17 protein-coding genes are annotated in these 18,713 nt (G+C 55.1%); 4 read left to right on the top strand and 13 right to left on the bottom strand.

Going from position 1 to position 18,713, the window contains the following annotated elements:
* Window positions 1-43: 43 nt before the first annotated feature.
* Genes murB through MOY_RS09980 form a run of 7 tightly spaced genes read right to left on the bottom strand, consistent with a single transcriptional unit; the run spans window position 44 to window position 7,582 of the window.
* The gene (gene murB, locus MOY_RS10010) at window positions 44-1,051 is read right to left on the bottom strand and encodes a UDP-N-acetylmuramate dehydrogenase (RefSeq protein WP_009099283.1); all 1,008 of its coding nucleotides are present in this window, start codon (window positions 1,049-1,051) and stop codon (window positions 44-46) included.
* Between the two features lie 3 nt (window positions 1,052-1,054).
* A complete protein-coding gene (locus tag MOY_RS10005; RefSeq protein WP_009099280.1) occupies window positions 1,055-1,522 on the bottom strand; it encodes a low molecular weight protein-tyrosine-phosphatase in 468 nt (155 codons plus the stop codon).
* A complete protein-coding gene (gene kdsB, locus MOY_RS10000; RefSeq protein WP_009099278.1) occupies window positions 1,519-2,307 on the bottom strand; it encodes a 3-deoxy-manno-octulosonate cytidylyltransferase in 789 nt (262 codons plus the stop codon). Before kdsB ends, MOY_RS10005 begins: the two co-directional genes overlap by 4 nt.
* Complete coding sequence (locus MOY_RS09995) at window positions 2,307-2,516, bottom strand: Trm112 family protein (RefSeq protein ID WP_009099276.1); 210 nt, start codon at window positions 2,514-2,516, stop codon at window positions 2,307-2,309. The genes kdsB and MOY_RS09995 overlap by 1 nt, the downstream gene beginning before the upstream one ends.
* A complete protein-coding gene (lpxK, locus tag MOY_RS09990; protein ID WP_009099275.1) occupies window positions 2,509-3,525 on the bottom strand; it encodes a tetraacyldisaccharide 4'-kinase in 1,017 nt (338 codons plus the stop codon). Before lpxK ends, MOY_RS09995 begins: the two co-directional genes overlap by 8 nt.
* Window positions 3,522-5,258, bottom strand: a complete 1,737-nt coding sequence (gene msbA / locus MOY_RS09985) for a lipid A export permease/ATP-binding protein MsbA (RefSeq protein WP_009099274.1) — start codon at window positions 5,256-5,258, stop codon at window positions 3,522-3,524. The genes lpxK and msbA overlap by 4 nt, the downstream gene beginning before the upstream one ends.
* Before the next feature lie 56 nt (window positions 5,259-5,314).
* Complete coding sequence (locus MOY_RS09980) at window positions 5,315-7,582, bottom strand: DNA internalization-related competence protein ComEC/Rec2 (RefSeq protein ID WP_009099272.1); 2,268 nt, start codon at window positions 7,580-7,582, stop codon at window positions 5,315-5,317.
* 96 nt (window positions 7,583-7,678) lie between these two features.
* Here MOY_RS09980 and MOY_RS09975 point away from each other — a divergent pair, with 96 nt between their 5' ends.
* Window positions 7,679-8,230 carry a DUF2062 domain-containing protein gene (locus MOY_RS09975; RefSeq protein WP_009099270.1) on the top strand — a complete coding sequence of 184 codons (552 nt, stop codon included), beginning with the start codon at window positions 7,679-7,681 and terminating at the stop codon, window positions 8,228-8,230.
* A gap of 22 nt (window positions 8,231-8,252) precedes the next feature.
* Here the strand turns inward: MOY_RS09975 and MOY_RS09970 are convergent, their stop codons facing one another.
* Complete coding sequence (locus MOY_RS09970; protein ID WP_009099267.1) at window positions 8,253-8,969, bottom strand: ABC transporter ATP-binding protein; 717 nt, start codon at window positions 8,967-8,969, stop codon at window positions 8,253-8,255.
* Window positions 8,970-8,979: 10 nt separating this feature from the next.
* A complete protein-coding gene (locus MOY_RS09965; RefSeq protein WP_009099266.1) occupies window positions 8,980-10,221 on the bottom strand; it encodes a lipoprotein-releasing ABC transporter permease subunit in 1,242 nt (413 codons plus the stop codon).
* 199 nt (window positions 10,222-10,420) lie between these two features.
* Between MOY_RS09965 and MOY_RS09960 the strand changes: the two genes are divergently transcribed.
* Together MOY_RS09960 and MOY_RS09955 are read left to right on the top strand one after the other, a co-directional pair.
* A complete protein-coding gene (locus MOY_RS09960; RefSeq protein ID WP_009099265.1) occupies window positions 10,421-11,491 on the top strand; it encodes an agmatine deiminase family protein in 1,071 nt (356 codons plus the stop codon).
* Between the two features lie 9 nt (window positions 11,492-11,500).
* Window positions 11,501-12,403 carry a carbon-nitrogen hydrolase gene (locus MOY_RS09955; RefSeq protein WP_009099264.1) on the top strand — a complete coding sequence of 301 codons (903 nt, stop codon included), beginning with the start codon at window positions 11,501-11,503 and terminating at the stop codon, window positions 12,401-12,403.
* A gap of 85 nt (window positions 12,404-12,488) precedes the next feature.
* Here MOY_RS09955 and MOY_RS09950 read toward each other — a convergent pair whose 3' ends face one another.
* The 4 genes from MOY_RS09950 to MOY_RS09935 all read right to left on the bottom strand — a co-directional run bounded on the left by MOY_RS09950 (window position 12,489) and on the right by MOY_RS09935 (window position 17,962).
* Entirely contained in the window at window positions 12,489-13,436 is a 948-nt protein-coding gene (locus MOY_RS09950) for a Nudix family hydrolase (protein WP_035540562.1), read from the bottom strand.
* A gap of 87 nt (window positions 13,437-13,523) precedes the next feature.
* Window positions 13,524-14,753 (bottom strand): bifunctional glutamate N-acetyltransferase/amino-acid acetyltransferase ArgJ, encoded by a 1,230-nt coding sequence (gene argJ / locus MOY_RS09945; RefSeq protein ID WP_009099262.1) that lies wholly within the window; start codon window positions 14,751-14,753, stop codon window positions 13,524-13,526.
* Window positions 14,754-14,791: 38 nt separating this feature from the next.
* Complete coding sequence (gene secA / locus MOY_RS09940; protein ID WP_009099261.1) at window positions 14,792-17,524, bottom strand: preprotein translocase subunit SecA; 2,733 nt, start codon at window positions 17,522-17,524, stop codon at window positions 14,792-14,794.
* A 69-nt stretch (window positions 17,525-17,593) separates the two neighbouring features.
* Complete coding sequence (locus tag MOY_RS09935) at window positions 17,594-17,962, bottom strand: hypothetical protein (RefSeq protein ID WP_009099260.1); 369 nt, start codon at window positions 17,960-17,962, stop codon at window positions 17,594-17,596.
* A 123-nt stretch (window positions 17,963-18,085) separates the two neighbouring features.
* On the opposite strand from MOY_RS09935, the gene MOY_RS09930 reads away from it, so the two are divergent.
* The gene (locus MOY_RS09930) at window positions 18,086-18,559 is read left to right on the top strand and encodes a DUF721 domain-containing protein (protein ID WP_009099259.1); all 474 of its coding nucleotides are present in this window, start codon (window positions 18,086-18,088) and stop codon (window positions 18,557-18,559) included.
* Window positions 18,560-18,713 lie beyond the last annotated feature (154 nt).

The raw sequence follows: 18,713 nt of genomic DNA, 5'->3' as shown, positions 1-18,713 counted from the left end.
AAAAACCCCGCCTCGGCGGGGTTTTTTATGGCTGGCGTTTTGGCTATACAGTTCTAGGCTCGGGTTCAAGCTCTACGCCAAAACGTGCGCTTACCTCATTAACAATTCGCTCGGCAAACTGCAATAAGCCAACGCGGTCGCCTCCGCCAAGATGTACCAACACCAAGGCCTGGTGAGCATGCACACCAAAGCTCCCCTCACACATCCCCTTTAAGCCGCACTGATCTATTAACCACCCCGCTGCCAGTTTAATCTGCCCATCTGGTTGGGGAAAATGTGGCATAGCAGGGTTCTGTTGAAGTAACTGCTCAGCATGAGACAGGCTAACGAGCGGGTTTTTAAAAAAACTACCCGCGTTAGCCAGTACCTCGGGATCAGGTAACTTTGCTTGACGCACGGCACACACTGCTTCGGCAATCGCCAAAGGGGTGGGCTGCGAATGCAAACGTGATGCCAAGTCTCCGTAGTGCAGTTTCGGGTTAGGCTGCCTTGAAAGACGCAGCGCCAGCTGAGTAATCACAACGCTGCCCGCCAACGCATTTTTGAAGAGGCTATCGCGGTAGCCAAACTGGCACTCGGCAGCACTCAGCCAGCGCACATTACCCGACGCAACGTCGACAATTTGCACACCCTGCAGCACATCTTTTAGCTCAACGCCATAAGCCCCAATGTTCTGCACCGGCGCCGCGCCGCAACGTCCGGGAATAAGCGCAAGGTTTTCAGTTCCCCACAACCCCCGCGCCGCTAACGCCATCACCAATGAATGCCAGTTGACGCCTGCACCCACATAGGCCACCACCTCATCATCACCCTGGGTTTCAAGCCACCATTGATGAAGCGAGGGGCGAACCACAATACCGTTCAATTGAGGCGGCAGCAGTACGTTACTGCCGCCGCCCAGTAGGGTGACAGGCCACTGCTGCAAAGCGGCTTGGCGAAGCACCGCCTGCAAAGCGCATAGCGTATGAGGCGCTGCAAACCGCTCGGCATAACACGGCAGACGCAGCGTATTAGCAGCGGTCAAATCAACATGCGCTTGAATAGTTAGCATGCCTTAACGTTTACCCGTTAACTCGGCAATAAGCCCAGCTGAAGCAGTTTCGATCATATTAAGAACGCTTTCGAAGCCCTCATCCCCCCCATAGTAAGGGTCTGGCACTTCCGCATCAGGGGTGCCCGCAAAAGCTAAAAACAGCCCCACATGCGCACGACTCTCCGCAGGCTTAAGCGCTCGCATTGCCTGTAAGTTGGCATGATCCATCGCCAGCACATAATCGAACGCTAGGAAATCGCTGGCACTTAGCTGACGCCCACGCAGATGGCTAATATCCACACCACGACGCTTTGCCGCCAGCTGGGCCCGCTCGTCTGGTGCTTTACCGACATGCCAATCACCCACCCCACAAGAGTCAACGTCGATTTGCCCTCTTAGCCCTGCTTCATCCACCGCGTGCTGAAACACACCTTCGGCCGTGGGTGAACGGCAAATATTACCTAAGCAAACAAACAGTACACGCTTCATAACTCACCTTCGCTTGGCTGCGCTAATATTGCTCTCACCCTATCAAGGTCTTCAGCGGTGTCGACGCCCGGCGGGTTCACCGTGCTGGCTAGCGCTACTTGGATAGCATAGCCATGCTGCAATGCCCGCAGCTGCTCTAACTGTTCAAGCTGCTCCAAGCCAGAGGGAGAAAGTTCACGGTAGGCGGATAAGAACCCCACACGGTAAGCATAAATCCCGATATGACGCAGCCAGGCATCGGTGGCAAGCAGCGCAGGCTGCGCTTGAAAGTGCTCACGATCCCACGGAATAGGAGCGCGGGAAAAATAGAGTGCCCGCCCAGCTAGCGAGCGAACCACTTTCACAACATTGGGGTTAAACAGAGTTTCTACATCGCTAATCGACTCAGCAAGCGTCGCGATGGCTGCTTCAGGGTCATCAGCTAAACGTTGCGCCACTTGGTTGATTAGCATAGGAGGAATCAGCGGCTCATCGCCCTGAACATTCACCACCAGTTCCTCTTCACCGAGGGCTAACTGCTCGGCAACTTCTGCCAGACGATCTGTGCCTGACGGGTGGTCAGCCCGGGTCATCACTACCTCTGCGCCATAAGGCAGCATGGCATCCCGAATACGCGCATCATCGGTAGCAACTACCACGCGGCTAGCCTGGCTTTGGCAGGCGCGTCGCCAAACATGGGCGACCATGGGTTCACCGGCGATATCCAGTAGCGGCTTACCAGGCAAGCGAGTGGAGCCATATCGGGCGGGCACAACAGCAATGAAACCTGGTTCAGCGGCTGACATTAGGCTTCCCCTGTTCGACCTGGAGACGTATGCAGTTTTTCATCGGCATCCATCACCCGTGCCTCCTCGGGCAGCATCACCGGGATCCCCTCGCTAATGGGATAGGCAAGGCCATCGTAATAGCAGCACAGCTCTTGAGCTTCACGGTCATACTTAAGCTTGCCGTTACACAACGGGCAAACTAGCATTGCCAGTAGTTCTTTATCCATTGGTGCATCCCCTTTCAATAAGCGCTGACAGCTTCGCTGCCAGCCAGTGTTCAAACGATGGCGGAAGTACCGCTTCCACCTCTAACACCCAGCTATCGGGTGGCGCTATATCTTTGCATTTCACCGCATCTTTAGCGGTCATCACCACAGGGCGCTGATCACCAAACTGTAGCGCCTCTGAATTAAATTGCTGATGGTCCGCTAACGGATGCATCTCCCCTTCTACACCCAAGCTATGCAGGGTATTGAAAAATCGTTCTGGATGACCAATTCCCGCGACGGCATGCACTGGCAGGCTAAAAGGGAGCGGTGCCAGCTCGCGGTGCTGACCGTCACTCAAGCGTCGCCAGCGCTGGGGGGCCAACTGCATAGGGGTTGGGGATATCGGCAGCGGTTTAACTAACGCGCCATTAACAATCACTGCATCTACATGGGCTAACCGGCTCGGGGCTTCCCGAAGAGGCCCTGCCGGAAGACAGCGTCCATTCCCAAGACCCCGAGCGCCATCCACAACGACAAGCTCAATATCTCGGCCTAGCGCCAAATGCTGCAGGCCATCGTCACTGAGCAGAATGTCGCACCCCATCTCCACTAACGCTTGGCCACCCCGAGCGCGCAGAGGGTCGGCCACCACGGGTAAGCCCGTTTGCTGAGCAAGCATAAGTGGCTCATCGCCACTTTGGGATGGCGCCGTCTCAGGGGTTACGAATAGCGGATAAGCCTCCGCCTTGCCCCCATACCCCCGGGTAACAATACCCGGTGACCAGCCCCGGTTAACCAGCCAGCGCGCAAGCCACGACACCAACGGGGATTTTCCTGTACCACCTAAGGTGATGTTGCCCACCACAATCACCGGTACCGGCGCATGCCAAACCGGCTTCTTTCCGTCGCGATAGCTCGCTTCACGACGCGCCATAAGGTAACGGTATAAACCGCCCAGCGGATAGAGCGGCGTCAGCCATGGGCTAGCCCCATAAGCCGCCTTTAGCCAACGCTGCTCCAGGCTCATTCACTCTCCTGAAACTGCAGCTGATGCAGCGCTGAGTATGCACCACCGGCTTCCAAAAGCGCCTGATGCGAGCCCTGTTCAATAATCCGCCCTTGATCCATTACCAGAATGCGGTCAGCACGCTCGATAGTAGAGAGACGGTGGGCGATGACCAGCGTGGTGCGGCCTTCACATACTCGCTCAAGAGCTTTCTGAATATAACGCTCTGACTCGGTATCCAAAGCGGAAGTGGCTTCGTCCAAAATCAGGATAGGCGCGTCTTTAAAAATCGCCCGGGCAATCGCTAAGCGCTGGCGCTGCCCACCTGAAAGCATGACGCCGTTCTCCCCTACTACGGTAGCGTACCCCTCGGGCAGCTTCTCAATAAACTCGCTGGCATAGGCTGCTTGCGCAGCGGCTTCTACGGCAGCAGGGTCTGGGTTGGTAACGCCGTAAGCAATGTTATCGGCAATAGTGGCGTTAAACAGGGTTACCTGCTGAGACACTAGGCCGATCTGCTGTCTTAGCGGCCCAAGAGCATATTCATTGGCATCAATGCCATCGATCAAAATTCGCCCTTCGCTTGGACGATAAAACCGCGGTAGCAAGCTGACCAGCGTTGACTTCCCGCTGCCAGAGCGCCCCACTATCGCCACCAGCTCACCGGGGGCTATGTTAAGAGTAATGCCATGGAGCACATTGGGCTGGTCGTCCGCGTAGCGAAAGCTGATGTTATCAATCACTACCTCACCGTTTAACCGCTGAGGAATCTTCTTGCCCTCATCTTGCTCAGTGGATAAATCCAGCAAGCCAAATAGCTCAGAGGCGGCGGCAATGCCTTTTTGGATTTCGCTATTAACTTCGGTGAGCTGACGCACCGGCTTGATCATCAGCGCCGCAGCGGTAATAAACGCCACAAACTCGCCGGGTGTCATGTCAGCCATCAGGGCTGGGGACATCGCCATCCACACCAGCAGCGCCATGGAAACAGCCACCAGCATCAAGATAACGGGCGAGCTCACCGCGCGGGTCATTGCCTCCTTCATACTCTGACGGCGGTTCTCTTCACTCACCCTTTCAAAACGCTGTTTTTCATAAGGCTCGGCGCCGTGAGTGCGCACCACGCGATAGCCTGAGAGCGCCTCAGACGCCACGTGGGTAACATCGCCCATGGAGTGCTGGATGCGCTTAGAAATGCGTCTAAACCGCTTACTCACGTAGCTGACGACTGCGGCAATAAGGGGGGTTACTGCCAAAAACAGCAGCGTCAGCATCCAGTTTGTCCAAAACAAATAGCCAATCAGGCCTACCACGAACAACCCTTCGCGAAGAATAATCGTAACGGCATTGGTGGCAGCACCCGCCACTTGCTCTACATGATAGGTAACACGAGAGACCAGATGACCACTCGAGTGGTGATCAAAAAAGCGTCCAGGCAAGTGCAGTAAGTGGTTAAACACGTTGCAGCGCAACGTATGAATCACGTAGCGCCCCACATACGCCATAAAGTAAGTGCTTAAAAAAGTGCCTAACCCGCGGGAGGCAAACATCAGAATGACAAACAGCGGTAAGAAAAGCCTGAAGGCTGCATCAGGGTGCTGAATACCGTCGATTAACCGTTTCATCATCTCTGCTAGTGCAGTACTTGAAGCGGCATAAATCACAAAGCCTACGATCGCCAGCGCAAATGCACGCCAATGCGGTTTAACGTAGCCTAATAACCGTTTATAGAGAATCCAACCTGAATCAGTCACACGCGCTCCCGGCAATAGTGTGCAGTGCGCAGAATTCTACCTTATGGCGAGGCGCATCAACACCGCTTACGACCTCCGTGCAGCTTTCGCCAAGGAATAACCTCTACAGGCTGGTTAGCCTGCAGCGTAAAGCGAAGCGCTCCATCATGAGCGGTACTCCACATACAGCTCTCTTGGTCACGAAACCGGCGTACCACGTCATCCACAGGGTGATTAAAGGCATTATCTCGCCCAGCACTAAAAATCACATTGAGGGGGCGACTCATGCGCACAAACTGCACGCCTGAGCTTGTATGACTACCATGGTGCCCTGCGACTAATACACTGATGGGCGGCGTCAGATCAGCCACGAAGCGCCTTTCGATATCACGCCCAACATCCCCGGTGATCAGCAAACGCTGCTCACCTACGCTTACTTCCAGCACACAGGAACGATCATTCGCCGATAGCGTATTTTCACCCGCCGGGGGCCAAAGCACGCGATACTCAATGCCGTCGTACTGCCACTGCTGCCCACGCTCGCAGGCTGTCGCCTCAACCGGCAGCGATTCCCCCGAGGGCGCCAACCACTGGTTAACCTGATGATCGTCTAGCAGGCTTTTTACCCCACCCGCATGATCCATATCGGCATGACTGACCATGACTTGATTAAACTGCTGCCCTGCTGGCCAGAGCGTTTGCAACGGCATAAAGCCGCTACGAAAGCGTGGGCCTGTGTCGTAAAGCATGCGATGCGTGGCGCTACGCAATTCAATTAACTGCCCTTGGCCCACATCATATACCGTCACGCGAAGCTCCCCTGAGGGCAGCGTTTGTTCCAGCGGGGCCCAAGGTAGTAAGCCAGTGAGCAACGTCGCGCTAAAGCGTAGCCAGCGCGGTATGCCCGGCAAGCCCCAGCATAGGGCGAACAGCAGCAACGCCCCCGCAAGCGGATAAACAAGTGCAGGCGCAGGCTCCCACAGCGGCGCATATCGAACGGCTATGACTAACAGCTGATGAAACACGGCGAGCGCTTGCTCAAACCCCCACCACATTAACTGTCCAACACCCGGCAACGGAGCAAGCAGCCACCCTAACAGCGCACTGGGCACCATAACGGAACTCACCCAAGGCACGGCAACCAGGTTGATGAGCGGGGCAGCAGGCGCCACACGCCCAAAGGCCAGCAACACTGCTGCGGCCATTAACGGTGCCAACAATAATTGTGAGCGCAGTAAAGCCCAGCACCACCCTTTTATCCCGCTGGGTCGCTGCCTCCCCTGCCAGATGATGATTAGCCAGCCCACGGCAATAAAGGAAAGCCAAAGCCCAGGACGCCAGAACGACAGCGGGTTCACCACCAAAATCAGCGCCAGCGCTAGCCACCACGCCTGCCAAGCGCCGGGAGAATGCCGACCGCTAAGTACCCACAGTCCCAAAAGCGTCATCACCATGGCGCGCGTTGCTGGCGGTGCCAGCCCAGCTAACGTGGCATACCCCACTGCCGCAGCCCCCGCCAGCCACCATGGCCAGGCACGCAGCCGCCAGTTAGTCGGTGACAGTAACCGCGCCGCCCAACGTGCTAACAGCAGCGTAAACGACGCGACTAAACCCACATGCAAACCAGAAATAACCACCAGATGCGTGGTACCCGTGGCGTTTAGAAGCGCCCAGTCATCTTGGGTCAATTGGCCGCTCTCGCCTAGGGTAAGCGCGGCTAGCCAGCGCTGGGTGCGAGCTTCAAGGGGCTGGCTAGCCAGCATAGCAAGCGCTTTTTGGCGCAGCCCAGGGGCCGCGGTAGCTAATCGTTGTGGAGCGGGGTCCTGACGCACATACCCCGTGGCATGGATACCTTCCCGCCATAGCCATCGTTCAAAATTAAACGTATCGGGATTGGCAAAACCGCGAGGTGGGCGTAGTCGTAGCGTCATTTGCCAACGCTCACCCGCTTGATAGGCATGCTCGCCGTAAGCACTGACGCGTACGCGGCGCAGTGAATCACAGTTTGGAAGGTTCACGGGTGCCCGACACTTCTCGACCGCTAGCCGCATACGTGACGAGCCTTCTTCGCGCTGAACGCTTAGTATGCGCGCCTGCAGGGTAACGTCTTCACCACTTAGACCTGGCGGCAAACGTCGCCCCCACTCTTGCTGCACGCTGACAAATGCAAAGCCGCCAATTAAAAGCCATATCAATAGCTTAGGGCGCCCTAACGTTAGCCACAGGAGACTCACCAAGATAATGCTGAGCCAGGGCAAAAAGTGCCCCTCTGCACCACTCCACCCTGCCAACAGTACGCCGATTAGGGTTGCCAATGCAGCGGGTACCGCAACGCCTAAACGCATCACCTCTCCTTGGTGTTAGATCATTAACGCCTATGGCATAGCCGAAGCACTTCGCTATATGGATAATAGGGCGCATCAATCGCAAGAGTATATGACATGCCGCGGCGTTTCCTGCAGCGCTACATGCCTAAACCAGACACGCTAAGACGCCAGCGTTCGTTACGTTTTATGGCGCCGCTCATTGCCGACCCTGGATTATGGCTTTTAACTCGACGAAGCGTTGCCAACGCCTTCAGCGTAGGGCTATTTTGCGCCATGCTACCTATCCCGTTTCAGATGGTGGTAGCTGCGTTGGGCGCACGCCTTAGTCGTTGCAACTTAGCGCTTTCTGTCGGTCTGGTATGGATTACCAATCCACTTACCATGCCGTTGATATTTTATTTTAACTACCGCGTGGGCACCTTTCTATTAGGCGCCCCGGTGCGAGAGGCCCCTTCACGCATTTCAACCCGTTGGATTGCCGAGCAAATGCACGACATCATGCCGCCCTTAATGGTGGGGTCATTGATGACGGCGGTGGTACTAGCGGTTGTCGCTAACGTTGGTATTCGCTTGATATGGCGCTGGCATGTGTCCCATAACTGGAAACGCCGCCGCCTGAAGAGGCGGCAGCGTAGAGCACAAATTGAATCAGAGTTTGACGAGTAGCGTAAAAACTCGCTGAGACGGCCTACGCAGTCACGTCAATTTGTTCCACTAACTGGCCCCCATCAAGCTTCAAAACGCGGTCTTGATGGGCCGCAAGCGCTACATCGTGGGTCACAATCACAAAGGCGCAGGCGCTCTCTTTAGCCAGTTGATCCATCAGCGCTAAAATCGTGCTCGCCGTGGTTTGATCCAAGTTGCCGGTGGGTTCATCCATTAATACAAGGCTTGGGTCGGTTACCAAGGCCCGAGCAATGGCAACACGCTGGCGCTCGCCTCCAGAAAGCTCGCCAGGTTTATGATCAGCCCTCGCCTTCATGCCCACCCGCTCCAGCAACTGCATGGCCCGCTGCTCCGCCACCTTCTTGGGCTGACCGCGAATGATCAGCGGCAACGCAGCGTTCTCCACCGCGCTAAACTCAGCTAGCAGGTGGTGGAACTGGTAAACGAAGCCAATATAGCGGTTACGGAACTTGCCCAATGCCGCTTCATTAAGACCTGATAGCGGCTCCCCGGCAATCACCACGCTACCGCCACTTGGCCGATCAAGGCCGCCGAGCAAATTGAGCAGCGTTGTCTTACCTGAGCCCGAACTACCCACAATGGCAACGCGCTCGCCAGCGCGCACCTGTAAATCAAGCTGGTCAAGCACGGTAAGGTCTTGTGGGCCTTCACTGTAGACTCGCGTCAAGCCTTGGCACTGCAACATAATTGCCCCTGGCTGCGGTATCGATGAGGTCATTAAATCATCCTTATTCATAGCGCAATACGTCCGCAGGCTGAACACGCGCCGCCCGCCAGGCAGGGTACAGCGTCGAGAGGAACGTAAGCCCGAAAGCAGCCACTACGATATCCCTTACATCTGCCCAGTGTAAGCGGGAAGGCAGGTCGCTAATAAAGTAAACGCCAGCATCCAGGAATTGAATACCCAGCACACCCTCAAACCAGCCGATCAAGTCAGAGATCGTTAGAGCCAATAAAATCCCGACCCCGACGCCCACCGCAATACCAATCAAACCAATTGCCAAGCCTTGAACAATGAAAATACCCATGATCGAACGCGGCGTCGCCCCGATGGTGCGCAAAATGGCAATGTCAGCGCGCTTGTCGGTCACCACCATGACCAGTGTTGATACAATGTTAAACGCAGCAACAGCGATAATAACGGTGAGCAGCAGCGCAATCATGCGCTTCTCCATTTGGATCGCCTGGAAAAGGCTGCCATGGGAAAATGTCCAGTCAGTACCGCGATACCCGGATCCTAGTTCGTTCACAATCGCTTGGGTTTCACTACCGGCAAGGAAAAGATCGTCAAGTTCGAGACGCAGCCCCCCAACGGCATCACCCAACCGCGCCAGCGTTTGCATATCATAAATATTGGCGTAGGCCAGGTTGGCATCTAAATCGGCACCCACGCTAAAAATCCCGCTTACCGTAAAGCGCTTTAAGCGCGGAAACACACCCGCCGGCGTAATTGAGGCTTCGGGCACTAACAGCGTGACCCGGTCGCCCACGCCAACGCCTAGACGACGCGCCAGCATTGAACCCAGCACTACGTTCCACTCCCCAGGCACTAAGTCGGCTAACTCGCCCTGGCGCATATGTTTGCCAATAATAGACACTTGCCCTTCCCAATCAGGGTGGATGCCGTTCACCATGGCCCCCTGATTACGCCCGCCAGCGGAGAACATACCCTGCTGTTCAATAAAAGGGGCCGCGCCGATTACCCGCTCACGCTCAACTAGCTGTTCAGCAAGTGCCTCCCACTCCACCAACCCTTCCTGCGCCTCAATTTTGGTGTGGGGCACCATACCCAAAATGCGGGTTCGCAGCTCATGATCAAAGCCATTCATTACCGACAGCACTAAAATCAGTACTGCCACACCGAGCATAAGGCCCAGCATTGAGGTTAAGGAGATAAACGAAATAAAGTGGTTCCGGCGTTTAGCGCGCACATAGCGCAGCCCCACCAGAAAAGGCAAACGATCAAGCATGGCAGTCTTCCTTAATAATAAGCGCCCATGGTACGGTTTTTTTAGCAGGGCTGCATGTGCAAACGCAGCCTTAGAGCGGTATCGAGCAAAGCCGTTCCCTATATCAAGGTAAGGCTTGCATGTTTCTGGGCAAGCCCCTACATTGCGCCGGTTCCTCTTGCCCCAAGGGTAAGTCTTTTTACTTCTATTAAGAGCATCTGTGACGTTGGCTACCAAGACGCATCGCCTGCTGCCGGAATGGCACCCCCAAGATGGCCTTCAGCTTACCTGGCCCCGCTCAGACGGTGATTGGGCGCCTTTATTATCGCGTATCGAAGCGACGCTTGAACGTATTGTTATTGCCACAGCACGCTACCAGCGCGTGCTGATCAGCCTCCCTGATGAGGCAACACGCGCGCGTCTAGCCGCGACGTTTGCCGCCTATGGTATTAGCAAACATCAGCTGCTACTGGTGGTTGCGCCCACCGACGATACATGGGCGCGAGACCACGGGCCGATTACCGTCATAGATGAAGACAATCAGCCGCTGCTGTTGGACTACACCTTTACCGGCTGGGGCGGAAAATTTCCCGCTGAGCACGACAATCAGTTGACCCTGTGGCTAGCGGATGCGGGCGTGTGGGCCTGCCCAGTCGCCTCTCGGGAGCTGGTTCTTGAAGGTGGCGGTATTGAAACGGACGGCGAAGGCACTCTACTAACCACCGAGGCCTGCCTGCTTAACCCCAATCGCAACCCAACGCACTCCCGCAGCGATATAGAAACAATGTTGGCCGAGGACTTTGGCGTTGACCGCGTTCTATGGCTGGCCAATGGGCACCTAGAAGGCGACGACACCGATAGCCACATTGATACCCTGGCGCGCTTTTGCAACCCTTCAACCATTGCGTACGTGACCTGCGATGACCCCAGCGATCCCCACCATGCCGCTCTTAAGGCGATGGAGCAGGAGCTTAAGGCATTTCGTCAACGCAACGGCGCGCCTTATAACCTTATCCCTTTACCCTGGCCGCAAGCATGTTTTGACCCGGATGATGGCCATCGTTTACCGGCGACCTACGCTAACTTTTTAATCATCAATCAGGCCGTTTTGGTACCTACTTACGGCGACCCCGCCGATATGGTCGCGCTACAGGCGCTAACCCAGGCATTCCCTGACCACACGCTGATACCCATTGAGTGCGCAAGCGTGATTCGTCAGCATGGCAGCCTGCACTGCTTAACCATGCAACTGCCGAAAGGCACCCTTACTCCAGTCACCCTTGAATCGTAAGGAGCTATTATGACGCATACGCTTATCGTGGGTGTCGTCCAACAGCCCGCGTGGCCTGATAAAGCACGCAGCCTTGCCACAAGCGAAGCGGGTATCCGCGACGCTGTTGCGCAAGGTGCCCAGTTAGTGCTGCTACAAGAGCTTCACGCTACCCACTATTTTTGCCAATACGAAGACCCAGCACTGTTTGACTTGGCCGAGCCGCTTGATGGGCCGACGGGTCAACGCTTAGCGGCGCTGGCGAAAGAGCTGGATATTGTGCTGGTGGGTTCGCTGTTTGAGCGTCGCGCACCTGGGCTATATCACAATACAGCAGTGGTCTACGATCGCGCCCAGGGGCGCGTTGGTCAGTATCGCAAGATGCATATACCCGATGACCCAGCATTTTATGAAAAATTCTACTTCACCCCAGGTGATGTAGACGACGTCCGGGGAGAGGGTTTCACCCCTATCGACACCTCGGTTGGCCGGTTGGGCGTTCTGGTGTGCTGGGACCAATGGTACCCGGAAGCCGCTCGTTTAATGGCACTAGCAGGTGCAGACCTGCTGCTCTATCCCACGGCTATTGGCTGGGACCCTAACGATGACGATGCAGAAAAAGCCCGCCAAAAAGACGCTTGGACCCTTATCCAGCGAGCACATGGCGTCGCTAACGGCTTGCCGGTATTGGTCGCTAACCGAGTAGGCTTTGAGGCTGATCAATCGGGTGTTGGTGACGGTATTGCGTTTTGGGGTGGCAGCTTTGTATGCGGCCCCCAAGGGGAGCTACTGGCCCACGCGGGCGAAGACACCCAACAGCTCGTGGTCGAGATTAATATGGCACGCAGCGAGCATACCCGTCGCATTTGGCCCTACCTGCGCGACCGCAGGATCGACGCTTACGGGGATTTAACCCGCCGCTACCGCGACTAGCACAGCGTTTTCCTAGGCTAAGAAAAACGCCTGCTCCATCTCTGGAGCAGGCGTTTTGTTTAGCTAACCCATTAGAAAGGTCAGCTTATTTCCAAAAATCACGAATCGAGGCAATCCCTTGGGCACCTACAGCGCGGGCGTGGTTAGCATCAAAGCGCGTCATGCCGCCCAGCGCAAACACCGGCATGCCCGCGCGCTCAACGAGCTGCTGGAAATCGTGCCAGCCGAGGGGCGCCACTTCAGGGTGCGAAGGCGTAGTGCGCAGCGGCGAAAGGGTTACGAAGTCGCAGCCTAGCACCGCCGCTTTAGAGAGCTGCGCCTGATCGTGGGTCGAGGCAGAGAGCCACTTGCTCTCGGCTATCGGTCGACGATCAATATTCATTAAACGCTCACTGGTCAAGTGAATGCCATCGGCGTCCACCTCATCAAGCAGCGCGGGGTCCGCATTAAGCACAAGACGAGCATCGTGCTGACGGCAAAGCGCTAAGGCACGTTCTGCCCGTGCAAGGTAAGCGGCTGTATCTAGCTCCTTGGCACGCAGCTGAACAAGGCGTATGCCATCTTCTCGTAGTGCCCGCTCTAGAAGGGCCTCAAAGCGCTCTTCATCTGCCTCTTCACCGGTAATTAAATAGTCAGTGGGCAGCATGACTGCCCGTAAAATCGGCAGATTAGCCGCAGGGAAGGGATAGTTTGCCAACTCCTCCATGGGTACCCAGCGCACCGCCTGACCTTCGCGCCCAAAGGGTTCGCCGGCAAACTCCTGAACTTGCCAAACATCCAGCAGGATATGCTTATCAGGGTACTCGTGGTGAATACGAATCAGCGGCCGAGCGCGTACAATTTCAACGCCTAGCTCTTCATGTAACTCACGCTTAAGCCCTTCCAGCCCAGTTTCATAGGGCGCCAGCTTGCCGCCGGGAAATTCCCACAGGCCGCCGTGATCGACGTTTGAAGGCCGACGCGCTATTAACACTTGCTTTTGATCGGCGCTAATCATTGCAGCCGCCGCGACATGAACTCGTCGTTTTACCATTACACTCATTACGTCTTATCCACTTTGTACGCGCCGCCCTCATTAAAGACGGCGCTTTATCACTGCATTAGCACCCTACTACTGAGGCTAGCTGCGGTAATCTGCGTTGATGGTCACATACTCATGAGAAAGATCCGAGGTCCATACAGTGGCACTCTCTGCTCCCCGCCCTAAGTTAATCCGGATAGTAATTTCATCCTGCGCCATCACCGCACTACCTGCTGCCTCTGTGTAGCTGGCCGCACGACCGCCGCTCTCAACAAGCCGCACATCATCAAGGTCAATTACAACACGGTTAACATCAAACGCGTCTATGGGAGCCCGGCCTACTGCGGCCAAAATACGCCCCCAGTTAGCATCCGAGGCATACAACGCGGTTTTGACCAATGGTGAGTGCGCAACGGTAAACGCCACGTTCAGTGCTTCTTGACGGGTCGCAGCATCGTTAACCTGAAGTGTGATGAGCTTTGTCGCCCCTTCCCCATCACGAATAATTGCCTGGGCAAGCTCAGTCATCACACGCTGTAGCGCGTTACGAAATACCGCAATCTGCTCATCGCTTTCGATACGCGCACCGCTGCCTGTCGCCGCTAGCATGCAGGCATCATTGGTCGACGTATCGCTATCAACGGTAATACAGTTAAACGAACGATCAACAGTTTCGCGCAGCAGTGTTTCGAGAAGCGTTTGCTCTATAGCGGCATCGGTAACCACAAAGCCCAGCATGGTAGCCATATTGGGCTTAATCATGCCGGAACCTTTGGTAATGCCGTTAATCGTGACCTGCTGCTGACCAATGGCCACCGTTACCGTAGCACCTTTCGCACGGGTGTCCGTGGTTAGTATCCCTTCCCCTGCGTGCTGCCATGCGAGGCTGGAGTTAGCCAGTGAACTGACAGCAGTTGGCAGACCTGCCAACAAACGCTCCATGGGCAGCGGCTCACCAATCACCCCTGTTGAGAAAGGCAGTACCTGGCTTTCTGCCACACCCAGCTGGGATGCTAAAGCGGCGCAGCTTGCATAGGCATCCTGCAAGCCCGTTTCACCCGTTCCAGCATTGGCGTTACCAGTATTAATTAGCCAGTAACGTGGCGCGATACCTTCACTTAAACAGCGCGCTATATGTGCTTTAGCCACCGATACAGGTGCTGCACAAAATGCATTTCGAGTAAAAACCCCAGCAACAGTGGCGGACTCAGGCAGCTCAATTACCACCGTGTCACGGCGATCAGGTTTCTTAATACCCGCCATTGCAGTGCCTAGGCGTACCCCCTTTATAGGGGGTAGCTCAGGAAAGGGAACGTTTCCCACCGCCATACTTTTCTCCTTCACATTAGCTCAAGAGCGCTGAGCGATTAGCTTAACTTACCGCAGCACTGCTTATATTTTTTGCCTGAACCACAGCTACATGGGTCGTTGCGACCCACTTTGGGCCCTTCCCGACGCAGCGGGCGGCCGTCAGCACCAGGTAGCTCCTGAGCGCTCTCGCTATTTTGCGCAGCGGGTTCGTCGTGTCGGCTATCTGCGGTCGCTTTTTCACGGGCTAACTCTTCACGGCGCTTCTGTTCTAGGGCATCAACCTCTTCAGGCTGGCGCACCTGTACATGGCTTAGAATGCGCGTGACGTCTGCTTTTATGTTGGTTAGCAGGTTTTGGAACAGCTCAAACGATTCACGTTTGTACTCCTGCTTGGGATTCTTCTGAGCGTAGCCGCGCAGGTGGATACCGCGGCGCAAGTGATCCATCGACTGAAGATGCTCTTTCCAGCGAGTATCCAGCACCTGCAGCATCACCTGCTTCTCAAAGCGACGAATCAACGCAGCGCCTGCTGCCTCAACTTTGGCTTCATAAGCTTCGCGGTGCATAGCTTGCAGGCGTTCACGGAGAATCTCTTCGCTGAGTCGCTCATCTTCTGCTGACCACTGCACCACAGGTGCGTCAAGGTTAAACTCTGTCTTCAGGTACGCTTCTAAACCCGGCAGATCCCACTGCTCCACCAAACTTTGCGGCGGCACAAAATCGCTGATCGCTTCTTCCATGACCTCTTCACGAATACCCAGCACTGCATCAGAGATATCATCAGACGCCAGAACTTCATTACGCTGATCATATATGACACGACGCTGGTCGTTGGCCACATCATCGTATTCAAGCAGCTGCTTACGAATGTCGAAGTTACGCCCTTCCACCTTTTTCTGAGCGCGCTCAACGGCGTTGGAAACCATTTTATGCTCAATGGCTTCACCTCGTTCTAAGCCCAGCGCCTGCATCAACCTCTTAACGCGATCAGAGCCAAACAGCCGCATCAGGCTATCTTCCAAGGAGAGGAAGAAACGTGTGGAGCCAGGGTCACCCTGACGACCGGCGCGGCCACGCAGCTGATTGTCAATGCGGCGTGATTCGTGACGCTCGGAACCTACTACGTGCAAACCGCCCGCTTGTAAGACGCCATCATGGCGCTTTTGCCACTCAGCTTTTAATGCGTCAACTTGTTCCTGGGTGGGGTTTTGCAGCTTCGCCGCCTCTGCTTCCCAGTTACCCCCCAGCATAATATCGGTACCGCGCCCGGCCATGTTGGTGGCAATGGTAATCGCCCCTGGACGCCCTGCCTGGGCAATAATTTCCGCTTCGCTCTGGTGCTGCTTGGCGTTCAAGACATTAAATTTCAGCCCCGCCTCGCGCATTAAGCGGGCAAGAAACTCAGAGGTTTCAATTGAAGCGGTACCTACCAGTACAGGCCGACCGGCTTCTGTTTCGGCTTTAACATCCTTAATAATGGCTTCGTACTTCTCTTCCGCACTAAGGAAGACCAAATCATTCAGATCTTTCCGAGCTAGCACACGATTAGTCGGAATCACTATCACGTCTAGGCCATAGATCTGACGGAATTCAAAGGCTTCTGTATCAGCCGTACCCGTCATACCCGCCAATTTTTCATAAAGGCGGAAATAGTTCTGGAAGGTAGTGGATGCAAGCGTTTGGCTTTCGCGCTGAACGGTAACGCCCTCTTTGGCTTCAACGGCCTGGTGAAGCCCCTCAGACCAGCGGCGACCCGGCATAGTACGACCGGTATGCTCATCAACAATAACGACTTGGTCTTCAGCGACAATATAATCAACGTCGGAGTGATAAAGGTGGCGGGCCCTTAGGGCGGAGTGCATGTGCTGTAAAAGATTAAGATTTTGCGCAGCGTAGAGTGAGTCCTCTTCACCCAGTAGCCCCTCTGCACGCATCAAGGCTTCTACTTTGTTATGGCCCTGTTCGGTGAGTTCAACCTGTTTTTGCTTCTCATCCAGCAGGAAATCGCCGGTTACAGTGGCCTCTTCATCTTCTAACACCTCGCCTTTTTCCAACTGCTGGGCAAGACGGTTTACGATGCCATAAAGGTCGGTATTTTCATCGACCGCGCCAGAAATGATCAGCGGTGTACGCGCCTCATCAATGAGGATTGAGTCAACCTCGTCGACAATGGCGTAATGCAGGCCGCGCTGCACTTTATCCTCAAGCGCGAACGCCATGTTGTCGCGCAGGTAATCAAAACCAAACTCGTTGTTGGTGCCGTAGGTGATGTCACACTGGTAGGCATGACGCTTCTCTTCACCACTTTGACCAGCAAAAATCACGCCGATGGAGAGGCCCAAAAACTCATACAACGGACGCATCCACTCAGCATCCCGGCGCGCCAGGTAATCATTCACGGTAACAACGTGCACACCCTTCTCAGGTAGCGCGTTTAAATAAACCGCCAGGGTCGCTACCAGCGTTTTACCCTCGCCAGTTTTCATTTCCGCAATGCGCCCGCGGTGCAGTGTCAAACCACCGACCATTTGCACATCAAAATGACGCATGCCCATTACTCGCTTACTCGCTTCACGCACTACCGCAAAGGCCTCGGGCAACAGGCTGTCGAGCGTTTCACCATCGCTTAGCCGTTGGCGTAGATGCGCTGTTTTACCTTGCAGATCGGCATCGCTTAATCCTTCCAACTCCGGTTCTAACTTATTCACATTAAGCACATTTTTCTGCATGCGCTTTACTTCGCGATCGTTTTTAGAGCCGACTACTTTACGTAACAAATTATTAATCATGAAAGTTCCAAATCATCATGAGCGCCCTACACCCAGGCGCCCTTTTTATATAAGGCAAATAAATTAGTTCTAACGTAGGAAGGAGTAAAAAGGAGGGCCGCGCTGGGTAAGCACATCTTTAGCCGCCACTAGGCGGCGCTTCACCACCGGTAATAAACGAGTGCGCGCAGGTAGTCGTGTTAACTGGCGAGTAAGGGTGCTAGCCCAGTAGCGCAGCGCGCGACGCTTTTTGGCAATCCACCTAGACTGTGCGCGTAAAATAGCTGGCACCCAAAAGCAGATACTGACGCTACGCTCACTGCCACGAAACGCATCTGCCGAGTGTAAACTTGCAGGCAACAAGCAGCTTACCAGAAGCCCAGCCAACCACCAGCGCGCTAGGCCATGTCGGCGCTGCCGCCGTGGCGAAGCGGTTAAGATATCTGGCGTTAACGACATGCTGTGGGCTAGCTCCTGGGCGTGTTAGGCTCTTCTGATCGGCGCTCGATCGAGTAGACTATTAATGGTCGCCCACTATGGGCTGCCAACGGTTTAGATTAAGAGATCACGGGAATTAAGCGTATGAGTATAAAGGTTAAGCGATCTCACGCACAGCCCATCACCCAACTGCTGTCTAAGTCAGGCGATGTTGGGCAACTAATGCGTCAGTCTCGCTTAATTGACCAAGCACAGCGGCACTTACGCGCTCACCTACCCGAAGAAATGCGTGAGCATATTTTCGTAGGCGGGTTTCGTGATGGGCGCTTAACGCTGATTAGCGGCCAAGCCAGCTGGCTAACGTGGCTTCGCTACGAGCAACGCCATCTACTTACCCTGCTCCACCAGTTACCTGGGTTTGAAAGCGTCAGCGCTTTTACTTTAAAAGTGCGCCCTGTACGACCAGTGGAGAGCCCCAAACGCTATACTAGATCGCTTTCTAGCAACGCCGGAAAAACCTTGGCTGAGTGCGCTAAAGATACCGACAACCCGGCGCTCAAGAAAGCACTAGAGCGCCTAGCCTCCCACGCCCCACACCACTCTGAACCTGAAAAGTGACTGCTCCCCACCCTACGTCGCTACGCAACCACGGGTGAGGCTTCCCACGTCTTAGGCCGCAGCCGGTGCGTGACCGGTCTTACACAGGCCTCGATGGGCAGAGACGGACAGCCCTTCCGCCTTTAATTTTAAAATGCCTTGCTGGCGAATAGTG

This window comes from Halomonas sp. GFAJ-1, from assembly GCF_000236625.2.
Classification (GTDB): Bacteria; Pseudomonadota; Gammaproteobacteria; order Pseudomonadales; family Halomonadaceae; genus Vreelandella.
The sequence above is the reverse complement of the archived record's forward strand: the minus strand, read 5'-3'. Positions and strand labels throughout refer to the sequence as shown.

Excerpts from the sequence above, each read along its gene's own strand:
- murB (WP_009099283.1), bottom strand. The coding sequence starts at position 1,051 with ATGCTAACTATTCAAGCGCATGTTGATTTGACCGCTGCTAATACGCTG.
- MOY_RS10005 (WP_009099280.1), bottom strand. The coding sequence starts at position 1,522 with ATGAAGCGTGTACTGTTTGTTTGCTTAGGTAATATTTGCCGTTCACCC.
- kdsB (WP_009099278.1), bottom strand. The coding sequence starts at position 2,307 with ATGTCAGCCGCTGAACCAGGTTTCATTGCTGTTGTGCCCGCCCGATAT.
- MOY_RS09995 (WP_009099276.1), bottom strand. The coding sequence starts at position 2,516 with ATGGATAAAGAACTACTGGCAATGCTAGTTTGCCCGTTGTGTAACGGC.
- lpxK (WP_009099275.1), bottom strand. The coding sequence starts at position 3,525 with ATGAGCCTGGAGCAGCGTTGGCTAAAGGCGGCTTATGGGGCTAGCCCA.
- MOY_RS09980 (WP_009099272.1), bottom strand. The coding sequence starts at position 7,582 with ATGCGTTTAGGCGTTGCGGTACCCGCTGCATTGGCAACCCTAATCGGC.
- MOY_RS09975 (WP_009099270.1), top strand. The coding sequence starts at position 7,679 with ATGCCGCGGCGTTTCCTGCAGCGCTACATGCCTAAACCAGACACGCTA.
- MOY_RS09970 (WP_009099267.1), bottom strand. The coding sequence starts at position 8,969 with ATGACCTCATCGATACCGCAGCCAGGGGCAATTATGTTGCAGTGCCAA.
- MOY_RS09965 (WP_009099266.1), bottom strand. The coding sequence starts at position 10,221 with ATGCTTGATCGTTTGCCTTTTCTGGTGGGGCTGCGCTATGTGCGCGCT.
- MOY_RS09955 (WP_009099264.1), top strand. The coding sequence starts at position 11,501 with ATGACGCATACGCTTATCGTGGGTGTCGTCCAACAGCCCGCGTGGCCT.
- MOY_RS09950 (WP_035540562.1), bottom strand. The coding sequence starts at position 13,436 with ATGGTAAAACGACGAGTTCATGTCGCGGCGGCTGCAATGATTAGCGCC.
- argJ (WP_009099262.1), bottom strand. The coding sequence starts at position 14,753 with ATGGCGGTGGGAAACGTTCCCTTTCCTGAGCTACCCCCTATAAAGGGG.
- secA (WP_009099261.1), bottom strand. The coding sequence starts at position 17,524 with ATGATTAATAATTTGTTACGTAAAGTAGTCGGCTCTAAAAACGATCGC.
- MOY_RS09935 (WP_009099260.1), bottom strand. The coding sequence starts at position 17,962 with ATGTCGTTAACGCCAGATATCTTAACCGCTTCGCCACGGCGGCAGCGC.
- MOY_RS09930 (WP_009099259.1), top strand. The coding sequence starts at position 18,086 with ATGAGTATAAAGGTTAAGCGATCTCACGCACAGCCCATCACCCAACTG.